At 56.7% G+C, this 25110-nt stretch carries 23 protein-coding genes; 3 read left to right on the forward strand and 20 right to left on the reverse strand.

The features are described from left to right. A partial coding sequence (locus ACQ4N8_RS22085) for a tetratricopeptide repeat protein (RefSeq protein ID WP_430706506.1) occupies positions 1 to 1372 on the reverse strand: 1372 nt, incomplete at its 3' end. Between the two features lie 241 nt (positions 1373 to 1613). On the opposite strand from ACQ4N8_RS22085, the gene ACQ4N8_RS22090 reads away from it, so the two are divergent. After that, positions 1614 to 1943, forward strand: coding sequence for a helix-turn-helix domain-containing protein (locus ACQ4N8_RS22090; RefSeq protein ID WP_430706507.1), 330 nt, complete (start codon positions 1614 to 1616; stop codon positions 1941 to 1943). Positions 1944 to 2035: 92 nt separating this feature from the next. Here the strand turns inward: ACQ4N8_RS22090 and ACQ4N8_RS22095 are convergent, their stop codons facing one another. From ACQ4N8_RS22095 to spoVAC, 16 genes are all read right to left on the reverse strand, one after another. Further along, entirely contained in the window at positions 2036 to 2686 is a 651-nt protein-coding gene (locus tag ACQ4N8_RS22095; protein WP_430706508.1) for an SGNH/GDSL hydrolase family protein, read from the reverse strand. A gap of 68 nt (positions 2687 to 2754) precedes the next feature. Beyond that, a complete protein-coding gene (locus ACQ4N8_RS22100) occupies positions 2755 to 3528 on the reverse strand; it encodes a class I SAM-dependent DNA methyltransferase (RefSeq protein ID WP_430706509.1) in 774 nt (257 codons plus the stop codon). A 78-nt stretch (positions 3529 to 3606) separates the two neighbouring features. After that, a complete protein-coding gene (locus ACQ4N8_RS22105; protein WP_430706510.1) occupies positions 3607 to 4524 on the reverse strand; it encodes a CvfB family protein in 918 nt (305 codons plus the stop codon). Then, positions 4521 to 4868: a ribosome silencing factor gene (gene rsfS, locus ACQ4N8_RS22110; RefSeq protein WP_430706511.1), complete on the reverse strand. Its 348-nt coding sequence runs from the start codon at positions 4866 to 4868 to the stop codon at positions 4521 to 4523. The genes ACQ4N8_RS22105 and rsfS overlap by 4 nt, the downstream gene beginning before the upstream one ends. Further along, on the reverse strand, positions 4869 to 5456 hold the full coding sequence (gene yqeK / locus ACQ4N8_RS22115) for a bis(5'-nucleosyl)-tetraphosphatase (symmetrical) YqeK (RefSeq protein ID WP_430706512.1): 588 nt from the start codon (positions 5454 to 5456) through the stop codon (positions 4869 to 4871). Continuing rightward, the gene (locus ACQ4N8_RS22120) at positions 5440 to 6033 is read right to left on the reverse strand and encodes a nicotinate-nucleotide adenylyltransferase (RefSeq protein ID WP_430706513.1); all 594 of its coding nucleotides are present in this window, start codon (positions 6031 to 6033) and stop codon (positions 5440 to 5442) included. Before ACQ4N8_RS22120 ends, yqeK begins: the two co-directional genes overlap by 17 nt. Positions 6034 to 6091: 58 nt before the next feature. After that, a complete protein-coding gene (yhbY, locus tag ACQ4N8_RS22125; protein ID WP_430706514.1) occupies positions 6092 to 6382 on the reverse strand; it encodes a ribosome assembly RNA-binding protein YhbY in 291 nt (96 codons plus the stop codon). A gap of 40 nt (positions 6383 to 6422) precedes the next feature. Continuing rightward, the gene (aroE, locus tag ACQ4N8_RS22130; protein WP_430706515.1) at positions 6423 to 7310 is read right to left on the reverse strand and encodes a shikimate dehydrogenase; all 888 of its coding nucleotides are present in this window, start codon (positions 7308 to 7310) and stop codon (positions 6423 to 6425) included. A gap of 363 nt (positions 7311 to 7673) precedes the next feature. Continuing rightward, positions 7674 to 8801: a ribosome biogenesis GTPase YqeH gene (gene yqeH / locus ACQ4N8_RS22135; RefSeq protein ID WP_430706516.1), complete on the reverse strand. Its 1128-nt coding sequence runs from the start codon at positions 8799 to 8801 to the stop codon at positions 7674 to 7676. Then, the gene (locus ACQ4N8_RS22140) at positions 8798 to 9301 is read right to left on the reverse strand and encodes a YqeG family HAD IIIA-type phosphatase (protein WP_430706534.1); all 504 of its coding nucleotides are present in this window, start codon (positions 9299 to 9301) and stop codon (positions 8798 to 8800) included. Before ACQ4N8_RS22140 ends, yqeH begins: the two co-directional genes overlap by 4 nt. A 168-nt stretch (positions 9302 to 9469) precedes the next feature. Further along, positions 9470 to 11764, reverse strand: a complete 2295-nt coding sequence (locus tag ACQ4N8_RS22145) for a DUF4129 domain-containing transglutaminase family protein (protein WP_430706517.1) — start codon at positions 11762 to 11764, stop codon at positions 9470 to 9472. Further along, the gene (locus ACQ4N8_RS22150) at positions 11761 to 13035 is read right to left on the reverse strand and encodes a DUF58 domain-containing protein (protein WP_430706518.1); all 1275 of its coding nucleotides are present in this window, start codon (positions 13033 to 13035) and stop codon (positions 11761 to 11763) included. Before ACQ4N8_RS22150 ends, ACQ4N8_RS22145 begins: the two co-directional genes overlap by 4 nt. A 2-nt stretch (positions 13036 to 13037) precedes the next feature. Beyond that, a complete protein-coding gene (locus ACQ4N8_RS22155) occupies positions 13038 to 13994 on the reverse strand; it encodes an AAA family ATPase (protein WP_430706519.1) in 957 nt (318 codons plus the stop codon). Positions 13995 to 14102: 108 nt separating this feature from the next. Continuing rightward, on the reverse strand, positions 14103 to 14453 hold the full coding sequence (gene spoVAE / locus ACQ4N8_RS22160) for a stage V sporulation protein AE (RefSeq protein WP_430706520.1): 351 nt from the start codon (positions 14451 to 14453) through the stop codon (positions 14103 to 14105). After that, complete coding sequence (spoVAD, locus tag ACQ4N8_RS22165; RefSeq protein WP_430706521.1) at positions 14450 to 15472, reverse strand: stage V sporulation protein AD; 1023 nt, start codon at positions 15470 to 15472, stop codon at positions 14450 to 14452. Before spoVAD ends, spoVAE begins: the two co-directional genes overlap by 4 nt. A gap of 3 nt (positions 15473 to 15475) precedes the next feature. Beyond that, on the reverse strand, positions 15476 to 15976 hold the full coding sequence (spoVAC, locus tag ACQ4N8_RS22170; protein WP_430706522.1) for a stage V sporulation protein AC: 501 nt from the start codon (positions 15974 to 15976) through the stop codon (positions 15476 to 15478). Positions 15977 to 16444: 468 nt separating this feature from the next. On the opposite strand from spoVAC, the gene ACQ4N8_RS22175 reads away from it, so the two are divergent. Continuing rightward, positions 16445 to 17518, forward strand: a complete 1074-nt coding sequence (locus tag ACQ4N8_RS22175) for a M42 family metallopeptidase (protein ID WP_430706523.1) — start codon at positions 16445 to 16447, stop codon at positions 17516 to 17518. Between the two features lie 364 nt (positions 17519 to 17882). Here ACQ4N8_RS22175 and ACQ4N8_RS22180 read toward each other — a convergent pair whose 3' ends face one another. Further along, entirely contained in the window at positions 17883 to 19913 is a 2031-nt protein-coding gene (locus ACQ4N8_RS22180) for a beta-galactosidase (RefSeq protein WP_430706524.1), read from the reverse strand. A gap of 123 nt (positions 19914 to 20036) precedes the next feature. Here ACQ4N8_RS22180 and ACQ4N8_RS22185 point away from each other — a divergent pair, with 123 nt between their 5' ends. Next, entirely contained in the window at positions 20037 to 20870 is an 834-nt protein-coding gene (locus ACQ4N8_RS22185; RefSeq protein ID WP_430706525.1) for an AraC family transcriptional regulator, read from the forward strand. Between the two features lie 10 nt (positions 20871 to 20880). Here the strand turns inward: ACQ4N8_RS22185 and ACQ4N8_RS22190 are convergent, their stop codons facing one another. After that, positions 20881 to 23253, reverse strand: a complete 2373-nt coding sequence (locus ACQ4N8_RS22190) for a glycoside hydrolase family 95 protein (protein WP_430706526.1) — start codon at positions 23251 to 23253, stop codon at positions 20881 to 20883. 81 nt (positions 23254 to 23334) lie between these two features. Continuing rightward, on the reverse strand, positions 23335 to 25074 hold the full coding sequence (locus ACQ4N8_RS22195) for an ABC transporter substrate-binding protein (RefSeq protein WP_430706527.1): 1740 nt from the start codon (positions 25072 to 25074) through the stop codon (positions 23335 to 23337). Positions 25075 to 25110: the final 36 nt, after the last annotated feature.

Below are 25110 nucleotides of genomic sequence, written 5' to 3' on the forward strand. Positions count from 1 at the left end.
TTTCAATCTCTGAAATTCTCTTACAGGCGGAAAGGGTTATGAAACTAACATTTAGCACTAAACCCACACAGTAGAGCGAAGAGCCAAGTTCAAACAACCCTACACACTTAATTATACATACTTTGTTATTTGTATTTGAAGATATTTTCATACTTTCTATTAAATGCTTAAATCCGTCCGTATATTGATTTTTACGCAAATAATATGTAGCTAACTCGTTTAAAAGTCGAGAAATACAATCGGAAATCGTCTGCTGAGTGTACATTCCCATTGCGATCAGTTGTCTGGTTAATGAGTTGATTTCCACTTCAAAGCGTTGCAATATATCGTCAACATTAATATCAAACCGATTAGCATTTTCCATGATATTTAGCAATGAAAGGATAATATCATCTTTTTTGGATTCGATATTGGCCACAAATTCCGAAAAGACACTTAAATCTCCAGAAGACAGTTTAGTCAATAGTGAATTCGCTTCGGCCCACTCTTGAAACAAGTTCTTCCAATGCTGCGTTTCCTGATCTTTCTCTTTCACCCAACTTAAATCCGCATAAAGCTGAATATAACGTAATGCTTGCTTATAATCCCCCCGCAATTCATAAATATTTCCGTAGAGCAGATAAGAGTAAGCTAAATAAAAAAACAAGGGCCTGTTTGTTTTTTTAGAGGACTGTCCCTTCCACTCCCGTTCCGAGGAATAGAAAACCTTGGCTTTATACTCCAACTTTTGAACGATTTTCTCTACTTTATTCCAGCGGTTTAGAGCGCGATACGTATTAGCCAAGTCTTTCAACGCATCCAACTGCTCCATTTCATCCAACCGCTCCACAAAGGGCTCGAACTGAATAGCCGCCTGATAATTCAACTCTTGGTCGTTTCCTTGTCTGATCATAAACAACCGATACTGACAAACGGCCAACCGTTCCGAATGTTGCTTTTGCTCACTTTCGGCGATGCTTTCGTATAAAATGGCGGCAGCGGCAGGCTTGCCGCTTCGAAAAAAGTCCTCCGCAATTTCAAACAACGGGGAAGCATACATTAAGTTCTCCATCAATAAAACCACGGTTCTCCGGATGCAGTCCAGTTTCTCAAGCTCCCCGCAACGGTATAGGAAAGGTCTGATTCTACGCCAATTTGGAGAAGCCTCGGTCAAATAATCTTTAAGATACTCTTCATAAAAGCAACCTTCCGCCAATCCCATCGATGCTGTTAGACGATCCAATTGCTCAACGCCCATCACCTTCTTTCCGTTGATAATGGAACTCACGGTTCCGGAATTCAGTTCCGCCAATCTACTCAATTGGCTAATATTTAAGCCTTCCCGTCTCATGAAGTCTTTCAATTCCGTTAAAATCGTGGTTGCTTGCCTCATCCCAAACCACTCCTACCAACCATACCACTAACCTCATTTCTCAATACTTATTGGACATATGATATAAAATCCCTGTTAGTCGGTGGTTAATTTCTACTTCTAAACTAATATATTCCTTTATATTTGTCAATAATATACAATAAAGAACTTTTGAATTCTTATTTTTATGTATAATAAAACTTTCGATGCTCTGCAGTTTCCCCCTCCATATCGATAAACTTATTTACGAGGGGTGGCCTGTATGGATGTAGCCAAACAAGTTGGTAAGAATGTAAGATACTATCGCAAATTAAAAGGGCTTACTCAGGAACAGTTGGCTGAGTCAACGGAAACATACGGTTCGTACATCGGGCGTCTGGAACGAGGCGAACAAAACGTGCAGCTTGAAACGTTGCACCGAATCGCGGATGCGTTGCAAGTCAGCGTCTATGCTTTATTCCGGACTCCTGGGTTCGACCAACTTAATGATCAAACGCGGATTTGGCAAATCGTGCAATTGCTGCAAGAGCAATCCGCCGAGGAACAAGCACGCGCTTATCGAGTGTTGAAGGAAATGTTCCGTCAAAAATAAGTTGTAAACATAATAAAAAGGGTTTAAAGCAGGATAAGTCCCGTTTTAAACCCTTTTTTAATAATTACACGTATCGGGTGCGGTGCACGGACCTAATCCCACAATCCGCTGCGCTCCACGACCTCCAGCCAGCGCTCCGCCAACAGATCATGGCCGGCCGCCGTCGGGTGAACGCCGTCCCACAGCCAGTAGGCGGCGTCGGTGCGCTGGGCCGCCGCTTCGAAAGCGTCTTGCAGCGGGACATGCACCGCCCCGAACGCCTCCGCCAGACGGCGGACGGCGTTCTGATAGCGGTTCATCAACCGCTCCCACTCGGCCCATTTCAGAGCAGGAGCCCCGGTATTCAGGATAAACGGCTCGCACAACACGAGCTTCGCGTCCGGCAGCACCTCCCGCGTCTCCTCCAGCAAATGGCGGTAAGCCCGCTCAAAGCGGTCGGTCGCTCCGCTTGGCTCGCCTGCCATTTGCCGCCAGGCATCGTTGACCCCGATCAGCAGGCTGATCACGTCCGGTTTCAGACTGATGGCGTCTTCGTTCCATCTGGCGTACAGGTCGGAGGCCCGATCCCCGCTCACGCCCCGATTGATGAACGCCGGGCGCAAATGCGCGTATTCGTTCCCCAACTTGGCGGCAATGATGTACGCATAGCCATGCCCTAAGATATGGTTCAGATCGTTTCCGCGGTCACGGTTCCCGTCCGTGATCGAATCCCCTTGGAATAAAACCGTCATCTGCTTCTCCATGCTTCTCCCTCTCTTTTCCGCTTATGAATTCCCCGGAGCCGCTTCCATGGGCATACGGAATTTACAGCTTATTTTACCGCCACAAAAAACAGCCGGGCCGCGTCATCCACCGCTTCGACCCATTCAAAATCCGCGTAAATGGTCGCCTCGCGGAAACCGCAGCGCAACAGCTCGCTTCTCATCCACGCCGGATCGTAAGCCCGCTGAATATGCGTTTCCTCGAAACGCCGGTACAAGCCTGGACCTTGCTCCTCCTCGCGGGCAAAAATCGTCAGATGGTGTTCGATTTCGTTCCGAAGGGCATCGCGCTCGCAGGTCCAGATGTACGATACGCCGGGCTCGTCCCAAATAAACGGCTGCTCTTCCTCGTACCGGATCAGGGTGTTCGGGTGATGCACGTCAAACAGGAACGTTCCTCCCGGCTTCAGCGCTTCGTATGTACGGCGAAAGGTACGAACGATGTCGTCCTCTTCCAGCAAATAATTCAGGCAGTCGCAAAAAGAAATGACGGAATCGACCGGCTCCGGCATCACCCATTCCGTCATATCCTGCTGTACCCACCGGACGCTGCCCTCCCGGAACAAACGCGTGCCCTGGGGCGTCGTCTCCATTTTGCGCCTGGCTACCGCCAGCATGTCGGTGGACAAATCGATGCCCGTCACCTCGAAGCCGGCATTGACCAACGGAATCGTAATGCTGCCGGTCCCGCAGCCGAGATCGACGACCGTTCTCGGCATGCCGTGCCGTTCCCAGGCGGTTCGGGCAAACCGGATCCAATCCGGGTAAGGCATATCTTCCATCAATTCGTCATAAACGTAGGCAAATTTTCGATATGAAGCCATTCTTATTTGTCACCGCGCTTTCTGTCTGTGAGTGGCTGCTGACGCAATTACAGCGTCGCTCCGAACGCCTACACCCGTTTATGCTTCGGGGTGACCCGGATTCTCCGTTTCGGCAGGCTGCCGTTGGACCAGGTATGTCCAGTTCTCCTTCTGGACCACCTTGCCTTCCTTCATCAGCTTGCCGATCGCCCGTTTGAACGCGGCCTTGCTTATCGCGAAGCGCTGCTTGATGAGGTCCGGCGGCGTCGCATCGGAAAACGGCATGCCGCCGCCGGGGCGGCTTTCCAAATAGGCCAAAATCCGCTCCGCGTCTTCGCCCATGCCGATCTCCTTGCGGGGAGCCATCGCCAGGTTTACGCGTCCGTCCTCGCGGATATGGGATACCCGCACCTGAACGCGTTCGCCCAATCGCAACAGCCGGCTGCGTTCCGAGTCGTGAATCATGCCGATCGCCCCGAAGCCGAGCACGCCGCCCTGCACCACGACGAACGTTCCCATTTGCAGCGGCTTGTATACGATGGCGTCCACCCACTGGTTTCTCCATGACGTAGGCGCATGGAAGGCGTGCGGAGCCAGCTCCTGCTCGCCGGCCAGTTTTGCCTTAAGCCGGCCTTGCTTATCGTGCTCCATGATGACGTAGACATGGTCGCCGACCTGCGGATGCAACTCCTTCAGCTCGGGCAGCTCGCGGATCGGGAGCAGCAATTGGCGGCCGAGCCCCATCTCCAGGAAGCAGCCCAGCCGGGGATGGACGTCCGCCACCTCCAGCAATGCCAGCTCGCCCAGCGTCAGATAAGGCTTTTTCATCGTCGCGGCCAGCCGGTCCTCCGTATCGAAGAACAAAAAGACGTCGACCGTTTCGCCCGGCTTCACCTCACGCGTCAGCTCGGAATAATGCAGCAGCACATCCTGCCCGCCCGCGCTGAGAAAATAACCGTACGGCGAGACTTCGCGGTCAATCGGCAGCGAAACGACAGTACCCGCTACCAGGCTCATACCGTCTCCACGACTTTGGCGTCCGACCACAGCCGCTCGATATTGTAATATTCGCGCTCGTCGCGGTGGAACACGTGGACGACGACGTCTCCCAAATCCATGAGCACCCAGCGGGCGGATTCCATCCCTTCGATCCCGCGGATGTTGGCCCCCGCCTCGTGCGCTTTCTTCCGTACTTCGGTAGCGATCGCCTGTACCTGCGTATCCGAATTCCCGTGGCAAATTACGAAGTAATCCGCAATCAGCGAAATCCCCTTCAAATCGAGCGCCACGATGTTCATCGCTTTTTTATCGTCGGCGGCCTGTACCGCCATGTTCAACAATTCTCCCGGTGTTACTGCCATTCACTCAGCCTCCCTTTGTTTGGTTCGTTGCCCTATCAAATCATTGCGCGCCAGCACGGTAAGCGGGAAGATCGGCTTCCCTTTCTCCAGCAAAAAAGAAATCGTCGAATCGAACCCGGCGATCAGCGCGTCCTCCAGGCTGACTTCCGCCAGCTCGCGAATTCGGTCCACCCCGGGAAATTCCCGCCCCGGCTCGATATAATCGGCCAGGCAGACGATTTTGTCCAGCAGCGTCATCTCAATCCGGCCCGAGGTGTGGTAACGGATCGCATCCAACACCTCGGCGTCCAACACCCCATAGTCCCTGCGGGAAACAAAGGCGCCCACCTCGGCATGCAGCAGTTGCTTGTCGTGCTCGAGCAGTTCGGCGTTCAGGCCGTTGTCACGGATCACCGCTTCCTGCTCGTCGATCGGCCAGAACTTGGCCAGATCATGCAGCAAAGCGGCCAAATCCGCCTTGACCGGATCGGCGCCGTACCGCTTCGCCAGCCGGACGGCGCTCTCCATCACGCCTTCGACATGCTTCCAGCGTTTGGCCGGCATCCCGGCCGAAACGGCGGCGATCAGCTCCTCACGGCTGTATCCCATACAATCCGCTCCTTGTCATGTATTCATACACGGAATCCGGTACCATATACCGCACCGATCGCCCGGCGGACAGCCGGCTGCGGATCAGGCTGGAGGAGATATCCACGAGCGGCATTTCCGCCAGCAGCACCGCATCCTGAATAAACGGAGGCAGGGCATCCAGCTCCAGAAAGCTCCCCGGACGCTGCAGCCCGATGAACGAGATCATCCCGGCCAAGTCCTCGATCCCTTCCCATTTGGGAAGATAGTTGACCATATCGGCCCCGATGATGAAATACAATTCCAGTTCGGGATGCAGCAAGCGGATTTCTCGGATCGTATCGACCGTGTAGGAGACCCCGCCGCGGCGCAGCTCGACATCGAGCGGTTTAAAGGCCGGATGGCTGCGGATCGCCGCCTCCACCATCTCCAGCCGCTGCTGGCCGCTGACCCCGGCCTGATGCTTGTGCGGAGGAATGTGCGAAGGCATGAACCAAACCTCTTCCAGTTGATATTGTTCCCTGGCGGCTTCCGCCGCAAGCAGATGACCGAGATGTATCGGATCAAACGCCCCGCCCATGATTCCGACTTTCTTCATTTCGCGTTCCTCCAAAACCCTTTATTAAAAGTTCAAAAAGTTAGGTTTTGAACTACCTTTAAGGAAGCTCGATTTGCTTGTATTCGCGCGATTCCTTGTACAAGATGATCGTTCTGCCGATCAATTGCACAAGCTCCGCTCCGGCGCCCGAGGCGAGCGCTTCGGCAATCTCCTGCGGGTCGTCGAGATTGTTGTTCAACACGGAGATTTTGATCAACTCGCGGCGCTCCAGCGCTTCCGCGATTTGCTTGATCATGTGATCGTTGGTGCCGCCTTTGCCTACCTGAAAAATAGGCTGCAGCCCATGCGCCATACTGCGCAGGTGACGTTTTTGTTTTCCCGTTAACATGTAGTTTCAAGACTCCTTAACATTCAAATAGGCGATAACTTTATCGCTTCATGCTCTCCATGACCGCGGCCCGCATCGCGTCGACCGGCGCGGGCAGCCCGGTCCACCGTTCAAACGCGTAAGCTCCCTGATAGATGAACATTCCCAGGCCGCTGTGTACCGTGCATTCCTTGGCTTTGGCCTCCCGCAGCAGTTCCGTTTCGAGCGGATTGTAGATCAGATCGCTGACTACGATGCCCCGCGGAATTCGCTCGGGGTCGATCGGACACTCGCCGACCTGCGGGTACATGCCCACCGAGGTGGTGTTGATGACGATATCGGTTTCCGGCAACAAAGCCCCGGTCTCGTCCATGCCGCAACCACTAAGCGGCCCTAAATGCGCCCATTCGGCCGCCAATTGCTTTGCCTTCTCCGCCGTGCGATTCGCCAGAACCACGCGTCCCGGGTTCTCCTGCAGCAACGCGTAGAGAATCCCGCGCGCCGCACCGCCGGAGCCCAGCACCAGAACGCTTTTGCCTTCCAGGTCTGGTACGGCTTCTTCCTTAAGCGAACGGATATATCCGATCCCGTCCGTGTTGTAGCCGGTGAGGACGCCGCCGTCGTTCACGATCGTATTGACCGCTCCGATCTGCCGGGCCCCTTCGTCAATCCGGTCCAAATACTTCATTACTTCCAATTTATGCGGAACCGTGACGTTGATGCCGCGGAATCCCAAAGCCGGGATGCCGCGGATCGCTTCCTCCAGGCGATCGCCCTTGACGTGGAACGGCAAATACGCCCCCGCGATGCCGCACGCCTGGAGCGCCGCCGTATGCATCGCCGGCGACTTGGAGTGCAGGATCGGGTCGCCGATAACGCCGAGCAGCATCGGCTGCTCGGCTTGGCCGCCTTCCCGTTCCCGGCCCGCTTTGTTTGCTTGCTCCTCCATCGTTTCTCCTCCGATCGCCCAACCCCGAGAAAATAGAGGTGTAAAACGGGCCATTTATCCGCCTTCGCCCCAAAATAGGGCCAAGTAGCTCGTTGGCGTAAGATCTACACTCAGGTCAACACTCGCTGTCCGGACGCTTTGCACGATTATCCCGTTTGATCAGACCAGAGAGCAAAGAAACGGACAAAGTCGAAGGAAGAACCTATTTGGCGCAGATCTTATTATTTTATCCCTAACCCAACGCTACCCCCTGCACTTAGCTCCCTTAACAAAGGGGATAATCGTGCAAAGGAGCACGCAGAGATAACAAGACACGAGATTTTGGCTTTGACTCGCTTTTATGCACATAGAGTATCTTACGGTTTAAATCAGCGACGGCCGTACGAGCACTTTAACTCCCTTAGGCACATGCGCCGCCACGACGGCACCGAAATCGTTATTGATTTTAACCCATCCGAGCCCGGAAATAAACAGATCGCTCCGGCCGCCCTTCGGAATCCGGAACTCATGGCGAGTCCATTCCGGAAGCTCGGCGAGATGCTCCTTGCTCGGAGGCGCCAGCATTTCCCCGGCATGCTCCGCGAAGAGCTCGTCGGCTCTTTCCAGCTTCGTCCGGTGAATCGGGACCCGTCCGCCAACGAAGCAAGTGAACGACTGGCGATCCCCTTGAATAAAGTCAAACCGCCCGAAGCCGCCGAAAAATAATGTTTGCCCTTCGTTCAGCTGATAGACCGCCGGTTTGAGCGTTTTGTCCGGCATGATGACGCCCAGGTCGACCGGAGCCACCAGCTCGCTGTACCTTGACGGGTACATGATCCCCGGCGTATCGATGATCGCCCGGCCGTCATCCAGCGGGATATGCACCATGTCCAGCGTCGTGCCCGGATACCGGGAAACGGTCAACTCCTGCTCCAGGTCGCTATAATCGCGGATCAGCCTGTTGATGAGCGTCGACTTTCCGACGTTCGTCGCGCCGACGACATAAACGTCCCGGTCGCCGCGCCGCGCCGCCACCGCGTCGAGCAGCCGGTCGAAGCCGCTGTTTTGCTTGGCGCTGCAAAGCATAACATCCTCGACCTTCAGCCCCATATCCTTCGCTTCCTTCTGCACCCAGTTCCGCACCTTGTTCCAGTTCGTGACCTTCGGCAGCAGGTCGGTTTTGTTGACGGCCAGCAGCACCGGATTGTTGCCGACGAACCGCTGGAGCCCTGAGATGACGCTGCCCTGGAAATCGAACAGATCGACGATGTGGATGACCAGCGCTTCCTTGCCGCCGATCTGGGAGAGCAGTCTAAGGAACTCGTCCTGCTCCACCGTGACCGACGATGATTCATTATAGTTTTTGATCCGGAAACAGCGCTGGCATATTACCGGTTCCTTCATTAAGGCTTGCTCCGGGACGAACCCCGGCTTGTTCGGTTCCTCGCTCTGCAGCGCGATGCCGCACCCGCTGCAGCGAAGAGCGCTGTCCGCGCTCCGTACCTCCGTCATCGCTTTTTTTCCTCCTCCAGCCATAATCCTGCTTTGCCGAGCCGCCGTTTCACGATCCGCTCGAGCCGACGGTTAATCCTCGTCCCCATGCCTTCATCCTGAACGGAGATCGGCAGCACGAGAACCGTGAATAACCCTTGCCGGTTGCCGCCGAACACGTCGGTCATCAGTTGGTCGCCGACGACGATCGTCTCCTGCGGACGGAGGCCCATCATTTCCATGGCCCGGTGAAAGGCCGCTCCGGACGGTTTTCTGGCCGCGTGCACAAACTCGATATTCAAAGGGTTCGCAAACACCGATACCCTGTCCAAATTATTGTTTGACACAATCACGAGTTTAAACCCGCATTTCTTTACTTTCTCAAACCATTCGATCAGTTCGGGAGTGGCAAGCGGCGCTTTGGCACCGACCAGGGTATTGTCCAAATCGGTGATGATGCCCCGGTAGCCTTTGGCATAAAGCCCTTCCAGATCGATTTCGAATACGCTGTCCACGCGCATATTCGGCAAAAATTTCTTAAACAAATACGTTCACCTCGGTTTCATACGACAAACTATACCATAATCTTCCCCCGACTTCTCTATATTTTAAAAAAGAACACGTCCCCCGCGCAAGCGCGGAAGACGTGCGTTAATCGATTTGCCTTATCTGCCGCCGCAGTCAGCGGGTCAACGGCTCCGATCCGCCCCTACCGATTCGGAGGACCGGCTGCCGGGCAGAAAGCCAAACCGCTTGCGGCCGTTTGACGCAGCGAGCTTGATCGCTTGGCGCGCCAACTGCTGCGCCTTGCGGAATTGGGCCGGAGATACCGTTCCGGGGCTGTAGCCTGCTTCCTCAAAGCAGATCAGCAGCGGATCCAGCGCTTCGGCCAGCTCCGGCTGCTTAAGCTTCCAGCGGCCGAACGCTTCCCGCAACGTCTCCTGATCGCTGCGCTCGAATCCTCTGCGGCGGAGCCGCTTGACGACGCGCAGCGTCTCAAAGATCGTCTTCTCGCCAGCGGTTAACGGCCGGCCCAGCCGGAGGCGGAGCCACAGGAAGTACAGTTCGGCGCGCAATTGATAAAGCGCCCACGCAAGCAGGACGGTTACCGCAGTAAAGAAGATGTTGCGCATGACTTCCGGATCCAGACGGGAAAAGAAGCTTTCCTCCGCAGCCGCCACGTCCGTCTCCTCGACAAGATCCTGCTCGAAGGTTTCGGCGCTTTCGTCTTCCGCTTCCAGGATCGGCGCGTCGAAGCCCGGGGTGGCCTCGAAAGGAATCCAGCCGTAATCGCCGAAATAGAGCTCTGCCCAGGAGTGGGCATCGGCATTGCTTACATTATAGGCCCGGCCTATCTCCGGACTCCGCATCATCATTTCTTCGCTCGGCTGGCTGCCGGGGGCATAGCCTTTGACCCATCTGGCCGGAATGCCCAGCGAACGGGCCATCACGACCATGGCCGTCGAGTAATAATCGCAGTACCCTTGCCGGATTTCGAACAAAAAGCTGTCGACGAAATCGTCGCTTCGCTTTCTAGATAAATCCGGCTTATTCGTATACTCGAAATTTTGCCGCAGGTACGTCTGCAGCAAATTCATTTTCCGATAAGGCGTCGTGCCTTCAGCCGTGATCTGCTCCGCCAGATCTTTGACCCGCTGCGGCAAATTGCTTGGAAGCTGCAAATAGGATTCTTGGGCCTCGGCCCCTTCCGGATACAGCGTTTCGTAACTCGCGTTCCCCAGCTCTTCCAACGGAATCAGCGGGATGTTCGCGACCACCTTATACTTGCGCGGATAATCCGGCTGATCTCCGGGATCGCGATAGCCGTTCCAGAACAACTCGGCCTCCCGGCTCGCCCAGCGCATATTGGCCGCGCTGTCCCGCTCGTCGAGCAGTTCGACGCTCTCCATGGCGTAGCCGCCGAACAGGACCGGATAAACCCGGTCGGTGTTCATCGTCACGATTTGTTCCACCTGTCTCGTTTCGACCTTGGCCGGTTGTTCGCCGACGAGCGGGTCGGCTTCCGGAGCGCCTTGATACCGCTGGGTGTCCCGGTTCTCCTGCTCAAGATCGGCCCAGCCTTTACCCGAATACATGCGCCGGGTCTCGCCGCGCCAATAAGACCTTACCGGCGTGTCGATCGACATGACCGGGCTATAACTGAATTCGAAGCCGTCGCCAAGGCTTGTGTCGTCCCGGCTGTATCCGGAGACGACCTCCTCCTGAGCGGCGGAGGAGGAACTGCCGCCCTCCGCCCCCGAAAGCAGCGCGGACCCGCTGCCCGATCCGCCGCTGCGCTTGATCCAGGCCGTGTACGGGTCCGTCAAGGTCGGCGATACCGACGGCATGCTGATGCCGATCAGCAGCACGCAAGCGAAGACGATTGCCACGTTTACGGCGATTTTCACGGGCTGCCGGCGAAGGCGCTGCCAGCCTTGCGGATACTTCAAACGGTATTCGTAAAAATGATAGCTTACCAGCCATCCCAATCCGGCAAACACCGTCCAGGCTACATTTTCCCAAAGATAATAGGAAGTAAAGGAGTCCAGAATCGCCAAAACGATCAGATGCGCCGCCAGAAAAAGCAAAATCCGCCGGCGGTTCACGACGAGCCTCAGCACGGCCTCCAGCAGCCCCCAGGCCGCCAGCGAAAACCAAATATACGGCGTAAAGGTCAGCGCCATGCCGCGGATCTGGTCCGGGAAAAAAGGCCCGTAAGGTTCGTACACGTTATAACCGACTAAAACGACACGCCATATGCACAGAATCAACGCGATTTTGATCGTCCATTTCCAAGCCGTTGTGATCGGCAACAGCAGTTCCGCCAAAGCTACCGCGAAGATCGTCACCGTCACCAAGGATGTCGTTACGGTAAACCACAAAGGCTCCGTGAAATCGACCCATTGCATGGCGATGACCACCACCCACGCCAACGACAGCAAACGGTAAGCAAAAGCGTTAGGATGCTCTGCGGCTATTTTCACAGCTTCACACCCCCCATCGCTGCGGGAAGATCGCGAAGCGAAGCTACGTAGATGCCGCGCAGTCCCCGCTCCTGAAGAACCCCCTGCCAAGCGGAGCGCCGGCTGATCCGCGAGGCGTTCGGAACGCCTGGCGTCGCGCCTTCGTCCCCGATTTGAATATGATAGGGAATCAGTTGGCGCGATTTGGCCCAACGCAGCATGCCAAGCACTTTGTCGTCGGCCTGCGGGCTGATCAGGATAAAGAAAGCGCCCGGCTGGAACATTTCCTGATGCGCTTCCAGATGGTCTTTGTAGTTGCCGTAGCCGTCCGCATTGATATCGACCAGATGATGGATCATCTGCTGCCGCTCCAAGTATCCTTCCGCCGGCGGAAAGGAGCGGAACGCTTTGCCGAGGGTGCAGAGCCCCATGCTGATTCGTTCCCTGGCTCCGTATTCCAACAGCGAAGACGCCGTCGATACGGCCAGTTCAAACTGGGCGGAACGCAGATACGCGCTGGTATGTGCATCCAGCACCAGGATGGTTTTCGGCAGCGACTCGTGTTCGAATTCCTTGGACTTCCAGGTCCCCGTCTTGGCGGTGGCGTTCCAGTGAATCCGCGAAATCCGGTCGCCGTAGACATAATCGCGCACACCGTTGATTTGCGTCGTTTCCCGGCGCGACAGCGTGACGGCCGTCTCCGGTCCGGCCATGCGGGAATTGCGGCTGTACAGCTCCCAGTGCGGTATGAACACCGTCCGGGGAAGGATCCGGAATTCTCCGCCCGTAAGAAATACGCCGGTATGCTCCATCAGTCCGAAAATATCCTCGGCGCTGCACGTCGTGCCGGTAAATACGTATTTTCCCCGCTCCAGCGGCGGCGTTTTGTAGACGAGCTCGGAGCAGGCGCGAAAATAAGGAATCACGCTGTCTTCGAACGCCCAAGTATCCCCGTTATGTCGCTGCAGCGTTTCCTTGACCACGATGTAGGGAAGCGGCATAAAAGCCGGAAGCTGCAGCTGCAGCTTCACCAGCACCTGATCCCCGGCCTGCAACAGGCCGCCGCGGTCCCCGGCAAGCGACAGGCTTCGGGCGCCCTTGATCCGCTTCACGCCGGCCAGCCCGCCGATCGCCCAATAAAAGGCCAGCACCGAAACCATCATGAATAACATCAGTGAGGTTTTGCCGCCCTGAAACAAGACGTACAGCAGGCAAACCAGCCATACGGACGCCACTTTCCAGAATTTACGGGAGGCCAGCCCCGATTTGACGCCTTCCACAAGCGTGCGCATCGTTACCGTCCTACGGTAACCGGCACATGGACCTGCCGCAAGATTTGATTGAGCACCTCGCCGGCATTCCGGTGGCCAAGCCGGGATTCCGGACGCAGCAAGATCCGGTGCCCCAGGACATACGGCGATAAAATCTTGATGTCATCCGGCAGCACGTAATCCCGCTGCTGGAGGAAAGCATAGGCTTTCGCCGCCATCATGAAGGCAAGCGAAGCGCGCGGCGACGCTCCCAGCAATACGTCTTCATGCTCTCTCGTGCGGCGGACGATCTCCAGCAAGTAGTCGGTCAACGCTTCGCTGATATGCACGCCTTGAACCTCCCGCTGGATCGCCGCGATCTCCTCCATCGTCGTAACCGGTTGCAAAAGCTCGACCGGCTGGCCCTGGCTATGGGTTTGCAGCATCGCCTTCTCCGTGCCGGCGTCGGGATAACCGATGCCGATCTTCATCATAAACCGGTCCAGCTGCGCTTCCGGCAGCATGTAGGTTCCTTCAAAATCGATCGGATTCTGCGTGGCGCAGAGCATAAAGGGATGCGGCAAAGCGTAGGTAAAGCCGTCGGCGGTTACGCTCCGCTCCTCCATCACTTCCAGCAGGGCCGATTGCGTTTTCGTGGTGGCCCGGTTGATTTCGTCCGCCAGCAAAATATGAGTCATAACCGGCCCCGGCCGGAAAACGAAACGTTCTTCATGAGGGTGAAACACCGATACCCCAGTGATATCGCTGGGCAAAATATCCGGGTTGCATTGAATCCGCCGGTAATCGCCGCTCATGGATTTGGCCAGAGCTTTGATCAGTTGCGTTTTCCCCGTACCCGGGACGTCCTCGATTAACACATGGCCACCGGCCAGAAGTGCGGAGAGCAGCAAATTGATTTCAAACGATTTACCTAATATGCAAGACTCCAAATTGTTTTTTACGGCGATCAAAGTCCGCAACGATTGCTCTTGTACGGGCACGTGTTTTTCCCTCCCAAATAAGACCTGTATATATCTACCTATTTTACATGAAGATAGATAGGGAGTACACTCATGGGTCCGTAAAAGTGCAATATTTATTTCTGGAAACTAGCCTCTAGGCTTTGCGACCAACGCCGCGAGGAAGGAGAAGATGATCGCCGCGGAGATCCCCGCGCTCGTCACGTCGAAGATCCCGGTAATGACTCCGATCCAGCCGTCGCGCTGCAGTTCGGTCAACGCCCCGTGGACCAGCGAGTTGCCGAAGCTCGTGATCGGCACGGAAGCCCCGGCTCCGGCGAACTTCACCAGTGGGTCGTACCACCCGATCGCATCCATGATCGCACCGATCACAACAAGGGAACTCATCGTGTGGGCCGGAGTTAATTTAAGCACATCCATCATCAGTTGCCCCACAACGCAGATCAAACCGCCTACCAAAAAAGCCCATACAAAAATCATAATCCGCTTTCCTCCTTTTCCAGGGCAACCGCATGGGCGATGCAAGGAATGCTCTCGCCCTGCTGGTACGACAGCGGGGATAAGAGGGCTCCCGTGGCGACGACCAGCACCCGGTTCAACTCCCGGTTTTTAAGTTTTTGCAAAATATGTCCATAGGTCACGACGGCGGAACAGCCGCAGCCGCTGCCTCCGGCAATCACGAATGGCTGCTTGCCGCGGTCGTAAATCATCAGGCCGCAATCGTCAAATTCCGTTTTGTCCATAGAGACGCCGTCTTTGCCGAGGATGTCCAGGACGATGGCATGTCCCACCAAAGCCAAGTCGCCCGTGACGATCAGGTCGTAATCCTCCGGACCCCGGCCCGTATCCCGGAAATGCGATACCAGCGTATCGGCTGCAGCCGGCGCCATGGCCGCTCCCATATTGAAGGGATCCTTGATGCCCAGATCCTGAATCCGGCCGATCGTGGCATGGGTAACGCGCGGGCCGGAGCCCTGCGAGGATACGATGGCGCAGCCCGCTCCCGTGATCGTATATTGGGCCGTCGGCGGTTTTTGCGCGCCGTATTCGGTCGGATACCGGAACTGCTTCTCCACCGTGCAGTTATGACTGGCCGTGCCGGCCATCACGTAGCGGGCACCGCCGGCATCCGCGAGAAACGCCGCGAGCGCCAGGCTTTCCATCGAAGTGGAGCAGGCGCCGAACACCCCCAGGTACGGAGCGGCGATCTTTCGGGCGGCAAACGTAGCGGTGATGATCTGATTCATCAAATCCCCGCCGATAAAAAAGGACAGCTCCTCCCGCGCGATCCCGGCGTGGACCAGCGCAAGGGCCGAGGCGTGCTCCAGCAGCTTGCGTTCCGCTTTCTCCCACGTTTTTTCGTCTATCTCCAGATTGTCGTAAACAAAATCGAACGTGTCCGACAGCGGGCCGGCCCCCTCTTCGGGGCCAACGACCGTAGCCGCCCCGATGATCGCCGGCTTGGACGGAAACTCCCAGGTTTGCTGACCGATCAGCATCGGTTAATGCACCCCTCCCAAACCGAAGATCACGTGAATGACGCCTACGATAAAGGCGGCAACCACGCCGAAGACGATCACCGACCCCGCCAACCTGAACATGTTTGCGCCAACGCCGAGGACAAGCCCCTCCGCGCGGGATTCGATCGCCGAGGAGCACATCGAGTTGGCGAAACCGGTAACGGGTACGGCCGAACCGGCCCCCGCCCACTGGGCGATTTTATCGTAGACTCCCATGGAGGTCAGCACGACGGAGATCAGAATCAGTACGGCGACCGTAGGGCTGCTGGCCTCCCGGGCCGACATCCCCGCGAAAGTCATGAACAACTGCTGGATGCACTGCCCGATCAGGCAGATGAATCCGCCGACCAGAAAGGCGCGAAGGCAATTGACCCAAACGTTCCGTTTCGGTTTATGTTGATCGGCAACCTGCTTGTAATCCTGTTCCGTCAGCAGCAAATGATTCAGTTTCACCCGGGCACCCGGCTTGCTTTTCGCTGGCAAACGGCATCCCTCCTTTTTTTCCTGGCTTGCAAGGTATATTCATTATTTGTCATCCTTGGGCTTGTTATGTTTGGAAAATCATCCATAACGTCTTTCGGGCATGAAAAATCCCGCCGGAAATCACTCCGGCGGGGTTCGTGGCATTACTAACGGGGTACGTATATAGAAAGTGCGATCAACGGGGAAATTCCATGATCCGCTTCAAAGGCACTGCAGAATAATGACCAGCAGGATGAAAAGAAGCAAGATCACCAGCCAATCCTTGGAATATCGCTCCATTATACTTTGCCTCCCTCATTTGCCCATCAAGCTGCCGCTTCCCTGCAGTATATGACGTTACGGGATGCGGCGTGCCAAAAACGGCAGTTGGCCGATAAGCAGGAAAAGGCGCATGGACAATCGAAAAAAGGTAGTACATACTTATATAGATTGTTCACTTGCGATTTAGAGAAAGAAGGAGAGAATACGATGAATCAAAAAACGCGGGAGCTATTCAAACAGCTGACGGAATTCCCGGCAGCGCCCGGATTCGAACGGGAGCTTCGCGCCCTCGTCAAAGAGAAAATGTCGGCGTATACGCAGGAATTCGTGCAGGATCGATTAGGCGGACTGTTCGGCGTACTGCGCGGAGACGAGCAAGGTCCGCGGGTCATGGTTGCCGGACATTTTGACGAAGTCGGCTTTATGACCACCGGCATCAGCGACAACGGGATGGTATCGTTCCAGCCCCTCGGCGGCTGGTGGAGCCAGGCCGTGCTGGCGCAGCGCCTGCAAATCATCACGCCCAAAGGCCGGGTGACCGGTGTGGTCGGATCGATTCCGACCCATCTGCTGGATGAATCCCAGCGCAGCAAACCGGTCGATCTCAAGACGATGTATTTGGACATCGGCGCCGACAACCGGGAAGAAGCGGAAGCCGCAGGCGTTCGCCTCGGTCAGCAAATCGTCCCGATCTGCGAATTCACCCCGCTGGTCAACCCGAAGAAAATCATGGCCAAAGCGTGGGATAACCGTTATGGCGTAGGCCTTGCTCTCGAATTGCTGGAAGAGCTCCATCAGGATAAACTGCCGAACGTCGTGTACGCCGGCGCCAATGTACAGGAAGAGGTCGGGCTGCGCGGCGCGCGGACTGCGGCCAACCTGATCCGGCCCGACATCTTTTTTGCGCTCGATGCCAGCGCAGCCAACGACATGACCGGCGACAAGCGCGTCTTCGGCAAGCTGGGCGAAGGGGCTTTACTGCGCATTCTGGACCCGACGATGATCACTCATCGCGGCATGGTTGAATATATTCAGGACACGGCCGATACCCATAAGATCAAATACCAGCATTTCGTTTCGCCGGGCGGCACGGACGCCGGTCAGGTGCATCTCAGCGGCATCGGGGTTCCGTCCACGGTCATCGGCATCTGTTCCCGCTACATCCATACGTCGTCGTCGATCATTCATACGGACGATTACGATGCCGCCAAGGAACTGCTGATCCGACTCGTACGCGGTCTCGACCGGACCACGTTGAACACGATCCTGGAGAACAGCTGAGTAGGTGCTCCCATTGCACCGATGCGATTGAGGGTTCCTGCCGCAGCCCGATTTCCGGCTGCCGCTGTGCGCTTTAACGGACCGTAATGACGTTAATCTCCCATTTCCCGGGTATTTCCCGGTTTAACGGACCGGGTGGACGTTATTCGGCTCTAATCATGCCGATTTGGGCCGATTTGCTGCAATTAACGTCTTCTGAGTCCGTTAAACTACTCATATCGCATTCATCGTGCAATTAACGTCACTGGAGTCCGTTAGGGCTCTCAATGAGGTGTCCAGCCTCGCTCATGCCATACAAAAACCCGCGCGACCTGTTGGTCACGCGGGTTTTCTTCAATATCGCCGCTTCGGGAGGCTAAGCGTGCTAGTTGCTGCTTTCCAGAATCACGACGCCCCGTCCGGGTACCTCCACCGTACCGGAAACCCGGGTATTCGCCAGCAAATCCTTCATGCCCGCCGAACCGATCTCTACTTCGGCGGCTTCCGCATTGTGGTTCAGCAGGAACAGAAAGGACTTGCCGTCCTTGACCCGACGAGCCGCCTCAACGCCCGCAGGCGCGTCGAGCAACGGCCTGACCCCTTGTTCATCGCAGAGGTTCTTCAGGAACCCTTGCAGGAAGGAAGGTTCCGGACTGGTTGCCACATAATAGGCGCGGCCTTTTCCAAATCGGTTCACGGTGACCGCCGGCATCCCTTGATAGAAATCGGAACCGTATTCCGCCAGCACCTCCGCGCCTTCGGCATGGATCAGGTCGCACAGCAATCCGCATTCATATTGATCCGAGAGCGCTCCCCATGACTGCTTCAGGACGATTTGGTTCATATGGCCCGGGAACAACGCGTCGATCTCCTCGGCCCAAATGCCGAGAACGGAACGTAGCTCACCGGGATACCCTCCGGTCGTGACCAGATCGTTTTCGTCCACGATGCCGCTGAAGAAAGTGGTCACGAACGTACCGCCGTTCGCCACGAACTCCTCGACTTTTTTCGCAAAACCCGGCTTCACCATATACATCACCGGCGCGATGACGATTTCGTATTTGCCGAAATCCTCCTCCACCGACACCATGTCGCTTTCCACGTGGATTTTGAACAAGGCGTCGTAGTATTTGTGGACTTCGCCCGCGTAATTCAGCGCGACGGTCGGACCGCTCGACAGCTCGGTGGCCCAGCGGTTTTCCCAGTCGTACACGAGGGCTACCTTCGCTTCCGTCCGCGCATCCAGCAGCGTATCGCCAAGCTGCTCCAGTTCCCGTCCGAGCTCGGCCACTTCGCGGAACACCCGGGTATGCTCATGGCCGACGTGCTCGATCACGGCGCCGTGGTATTTCTCGCAGGCCCCGATGGAACGGCGAAGCTGGAAGAACAGCACCGTATCGGCGCCGTGAGCCATCGCCTGGTAGCTCCACAGCCTCATCACGCCGGGACGCTTGAGCGAATTATAGGCCTGCCAATTCTGCTGGCTCGGCGTTTGCTCCATCAGCATGAACGGCAAGCCGCTTTTAAGCCCTCGCATCAGGTCATGCGTCATCGCGGTAAGGCTGACCGGCGTATCCAAGGACGGATAGTTATCCCAGGAGACGATGTCCATATATTTGGCCCATTCGAAATAGTCCAGCTCCGGATAGAGGCCCATCAGATTGGTCGTGATTGGGACGTTTGGCGTATGCTTTTTGATTTCGTCGTATTCCAGCTTGTAGCATTCCAGCAAAGATTGGGATTGGAAACGGCGGTAATCTAGGGAGATCCCTTGAAAATTGGTGCGGTTTCCGTTCCATTCCTCACTCAGCTCGTTTGGCACCACAATCTCTTCCCAATCGTAAAATGTATGGCCCCAGAACCGCGTATTCCAGGCTCGGTTCAGCTCGTCGAGCGTTGCGTAGCGCTCCCGCAGCCATACGCGGAAAGCGGCGGCACAGTTGTCGCAATAGCAGTATCCGCCGTATTCGTTGGAAATGTGCCAGATCAGCAGGCCCGGATGATCCTTGTACCGTTCGGCCAGCTTCCCGGCCAGTCGGGCCGAGTATTTGCGATACGTCGGCGAGTTCGGGCAGGAGTTATGCCGTCCGCCAAACCGGCGTTTCCGCCCCTGAACGTCGACGCGCAGCACGTCCGGATATTTCCGGGCCATCCAGGCCGGGTGAGCCCCTGTGCTGGTGGCCAGGCAAACATGGACGCCGCACTTGTACAAACGATCGATCGTTTCGTCCAGCAGGGAAAAATCATAGGTCTCTTCGCTCGGCTGATTCAGCGCCCAGGAGAACACGTTGACCGTAGCCACATCGATTCCGGCGAGCTTGAACATCCGCTCGTCCTCTTTCCAAACGTCCGGCCCCCATTGCTCCGGATTATAGTCGCCGCCGTACCAAATTTTCGGCAATTTATCGTTGATCACCATCCACACATCCTTTGACAAATATAATTATAAATCCATTTTAAGTTCAATTTGATCCGCTTTATATATAATAATCGCGATTTGTTATATAATAATATGGTTCATAAGAGGAGGGAAAAATCCATGAGTTTACGGGCCTTCACCCGCTTTGTCTTCTCCCCCGCCGCAACCCCGGATCTCCCGCTGCTCGTGGAGAGCGTCGGATACAATCCGAATCAGGAAAAAATCTCCCGTCCGAACGGATACCCTTATTATCACTGGCTCCAAACGGCCGAGGGGGAAGGCCGTTTGACCTACGGAAACGGAACCGTGCCGCTTCCCCCGAACAACGGCGTGCTGCTGCCGCCGGGCATGCCTCATGCTTATGAAGCCAGACGGGGGAGCGGCTGGGAAACCTATTACCTGACGTTCGGCGGTGCCGCCGCCAATGCGATACTGGCCGCGTTCGGCATTCAAGACGCCGCACTGTTCCGCTGGGAGCCCGAAGCTCCCGTGGCCCCGCTCCTCGGGAACCTGCTTAACCGGCTTGACCATACCCAGGACCTGTTCGGCCTGGAAACCTCCGCGGAAGCTTACCGCTTCCTGGGGGTGCTGAGCAAGTTCGGCCAGGTCAGCAACAGCGCCGTTCCCCGCAACATGGCGAAGCTGGCGCCGCTGCTTCATTGGATGGAGCGGGAATACGGCAACCCCGACCTCGGGCTGGACGCCCTGGCCGAGGTAATCGGGATGTCGGGAAGGCACCTCAGCAAGCTGTTCCAGCAAACCTTCGGCATCGCCCCTTACAGCTATCTCACTCAGATGCGCATCCACAAGGCGAAGGAGCATCTGGCCAGCGAGCCGGGGATTACCGTCGCCGCCATCGCCGGGAAAACGGGATTCCGCGACGCCAGCCATTTCGTCGCTACCTTCCGCAAGCATACGGGGATGACGCCCCAGCAGTTCCGCAGGCTGCATTAGCAAACCCGGTCTATTTGATCCAATACGACGTTCCCGCTACCGTCCGAAAGCGAACCCCATCCGCTGCCGTCGATCCGTCAGGCAAACCTACCTTGAGGCCGTTCAGGCCGCGAACGGTGCACCAGCCGCCGGCAGCCGAGGTGATGCTGGCCGAAGTCAGGCAGCCATCCTCCCAGGTCATCCCGACCGTAAATCCGCCGCGCGCCCGAAGGCCGCTGATCCGCCCGGATGCCCATGACTTGGGCAGCGCCGGCAGCAAGTCGATGCCGTCCATATGGCTCTGCAGCAGCATTTCGGCGATGCCTGCCGCTCCGCCGAAATTACCGTCGATCTGGAACGGCGGATGATCGTCGAACAGATTCGGATAGGTGGAGCGGGACAACAGCGTCCGGATGAACCGGTGCGCCGTATCCCCTTCGCCCAGCCGAGCGTAGAGATTGATCAGCCAGGCGCAACTCCAGCCGGTATGTCCGCCGCCATTTTGAATGCGGGCGTCCAGCGTTTTTCGGACCGCCTCCGCGAGCTCCGGCGTTTGGCGCAAGGTGATCGCTTCGCCCGGATAAAATCCGTACAAATGGGACACGTGGCGATGTCCCGGCTCCGCCTCGGCAAAAGGTTCGCTCCACTCCTGCAACCGGCCGTCGGGACCGATCCGCTGCTCGGCCAAGCGCTCCAGCGTTTCGGCCAACGCTTGGCGCCATTCGCCGTCGACGCCCAGTAGCTCCGCGGCCTGGACTGCATGCTCCAGCAGCTCGCGGATCAGGAACAGATCCATCGTGCTGCCCGCCGATACGCTGCAAGGCTCCCCTTCCGCCGTCAGGAACTTGTTCTCCGGCGAGGTGGACGGCGCCGTGACGAGCCGGCCGTCCGGACCGGACACGAGCCAATCCCGGCAAAATTCGGCCGCGCCTTTCATTAGGGGGTATGCGGTCTCCCGTAGAAATGCCTCTTCCGGCGCGAACCGATAATGCTCCCACAGATGCCGGCACAGCCATACGCCGCCCATCGGCCAAAACGCCCAGCTGGCCTCGCCGTCCGTCGGCGTCGATTGGCGCCAAAGATCGACGTTGTGATGCGCCGTCCAGCCCCGGCAGCCGTAATGGATCCGCGCCGTTCTTGCGCCGGTGACGCTCAGATCGCGGATAAGCTCAAACAGCGGCTCATGGCATTCGCTCAGGTTTGCCACCTCGGCCGGCCAATAGTTCACTTGTGTGTTGATGTTGGTCGTATATCCGCAATTCCAGGGCGGCTGCACGTGCGGATTCCAGATGCCCTGCAAATGCGCCGCTTCCGTTCCCGGCCTGGAGCTGGCCATGAGCAAATAACGGCCGTAATGAAAGTACAGCGCCTCAAGCGCAGGATCCTCGGCCCCGCTGCGGTACGCGACAAGCCGCTCGTCGGTCGGCAGCGCCGCCCGGTCCGCCGCGGCGGACGCGCTTCCCAGCTGCAGCTCCACGCGGCCGAACAAGCGGCGGTGATCCTCCGCGTGGCGTTCGCGCAGCCCCCGGTAACCAAGCTTCGCCGCGGCATCCAGCGCCGCGGCGCATTTCTCCGCGGGGTTCGCGCCACGACTGCCCGGCATCGCGTCATAGCCGGCGAAATTCGTGGCCGCCGCCAGCAGCAGCGTCACTTCCTTCGCCCCTTGGACCGTAAGCCGGCCCGAATCGTCCACCTCGGCCTTACCGCCCTTCAGGAGCACTCGCAGATGCACCTCGAAGGTAAGGCCAAGCCCCTCCTCGTACAGCACCGACTGCGGATGGTCTCCGCGGTAATTATCGGCGATATGGCTTGGGGCACGCCCCTGCATCACGATGCAGGCAGGCCCGCTTCCTCCGCCTGCGCGATGCCGCAGCGGGGAATCCAGCAACGCGGCGAGGTCGATCGGCCGGTCGCCCAGCGCGGCCAGATGCACGGCCAATACCTGGTCGACGGCACTGACCAGCACCTCCCGGGCATATTCCGCTTGCCCGAGTCGATAGTTCGTGACGGCGATCCCGGTCGCCAGGTCCAGCTCTCTCCGGTAGGCGCCGACGCTCTCTTCTTCCCGCTGTTCCAGCCGCAAATGACCCAGCGGCTGATAGGATTCCGTGCGCCGGCCGAGCATTTTCGCTTCGATCAGCCGCTCCGCGTCTTTATATTTGCCCGCGAAGATCAGTTCTCTTGCCGGCCCCAGATGCCGCAGCGCATCGTAGTTTTGCGGATCCCGCGGAAAACCCGACCACAACGTATCCTCGTTCAGGGCGATTTGCTCCTGATGAACCCCGCCGAATACCATCCCCCCGATCCGCCCGTTTCCGACGGGGAGCGCTTCCTCCCAACGGGATGCGGGCCGGTCGTACCACAATTTCCATGACGCTTGTTCCGAATAACTCAACTTCCCCACTCCTTCCCAATAAGCCCCTAAACTGGCAGAAAAGGCCCGAAGGAATCACGGGCCTTTTGCATGCATCATTAATTCAACTGATTATTGAACGTCCTTGCCGGTGAACAAAGATACTCTGGCTTTGACCAGTTCGGTATACTCGGCCTCCATTTTCTCGGCGCCGGCTTTATTCAGTTCCGCAAGGAAGGCGTCATACACTTTGTCGAAGTCGGCTTCTTTGGCCAGGACGGCTTCCGGAATCCGCTTGCGGATGATATCCTGCGTTTTTTGGAAGATCACGTTGTAGTCGCCGTCAGTCGGAACCGGCATGTTGTACAGAGCGCCCCAATCCTTCGCCGGGAATGCATCCTCGCCCGGGAACAGGTCTTTCCAGGTCGTGGCGTTATACGCTTTCAGCGTTTCTTTTTCCGCTTCGGTATAACCTGCCACGATTTGCTCAGGGAAGTTCGTGGTGTAATAGTTGCCTGTCGAATCCTTCACGCCGTCGCCATAGTTGGCGCCGAAGGTTCTGTACAAGCTGATGCCGGATTCTTTCGTGAAGTTGGTGGTGTCATTGACCTTTCTGTCTTGAATTTCAGCCGGAACGACGCGCTGGCCACTCTCATCGACCGTATAGTGTTTGCCTTCGATTCCCCAGTTTCTCAGCACTTGGCCTTCATCGGAAGACAACCAATCGATGAATTTGATCGCCCGTACCGGATCTTTACATGCCGTTGTAATGCTGATGCCGTAACCGTCGACGCCAGCCTGCTGGAAGGAATGATCTTCATATTCTTCCGACAAAGTAACAGGGAAGTGCGCGTAAGTATACTCGTCTTTGCCGGCGGTTTTCAGCGCATTTTCGGCATCCTGATAACCCCATTCCTGGTCGATCAGACCAAGCACGCGGCCGCTGGCGATTTTCGCTTTATATTGGTCTTCTTTTTGCACGAACGTGTCTTTGTCGAGCAGACCTTCGTTATACATGTGGTTCAGCCAACGGAAGTATTCTTTCTCTTCCGGGCGTTTGTAGTGCAGCATCGCTTCGTACGTTTCCGGATTGACGTAGTATTCGCCGTCGTCCGGAGCGCCGGTCGCAAGGAAGGCCGGGTTCGTTACTGTGATCATGATTCTCCAGTCGTCGGCGCTCAGCGTGAGCGGAATCGTTGGCTGGCCATCCGTCGTCGGGTTTTTCTCGACGTATTGCTTCAGCACGTTTTCGAAATCCTGTACCGTGCGAACCTTCGGATAACCCAGCTCTTTCAGCACGCGCTGCTGGATTTCGAAACCGCCCCCGGCATCAAAGTATTGCTGGTCCACGCCGCCGTTGGTAAAAATCGAATAAATGGCCTGGTCTTCGTTGCTATATTTCAACCGGTTCATATTTTCGCTGAACATTTTCTTAAGATTGGGCGCATGCTCTTCAATCAACGGCGCCAGGTCGACGATCAGTCCGGCATCTACCATCTTGCTCAATTCGCCTTTGGCAAAGATCAGGTCCGGCACATCGCCGCTCGCCGTCATCAGGGCGATTTTGCTTTCGCCGCCGCCGGCGCCTACGTCATACTCGGCTTCGATCGTAACGCCGGTTTTCTCCGTGATGACTTTGCCCACTTCGTCCTGCATATTGTTCCAGTTCGGGCTAGCGTCGGCGCCGAAGAACGTGAAGGTGATCGGGCTTGTATCCATGGCCGCTTCCGCATTCGTTCCGGCATTGCCGGTGTTGCCTGCATTGCCTGCGTTGCCGCTGTTGGCCGCATTGTTGTTGTTTCCGCAACCGGCTACCAGCATCGTACTAGCGAGTAAGATGGCTGCAAAAGTTTTAGGGCTTTTCCATTTCATTTCTACTTTCCCCCTCGTAGTCTTGATAGAACTCAT

Origin of the sequence: Paenibacillus macerans, from assembly GCF_050565405.1 — a bacterium.
GTDB lineage: Bacteria > Bacillota > Bacilli > Paenibacillales > Paenibacillaceae > Fontibacillus > Fontibacillus macerans_B.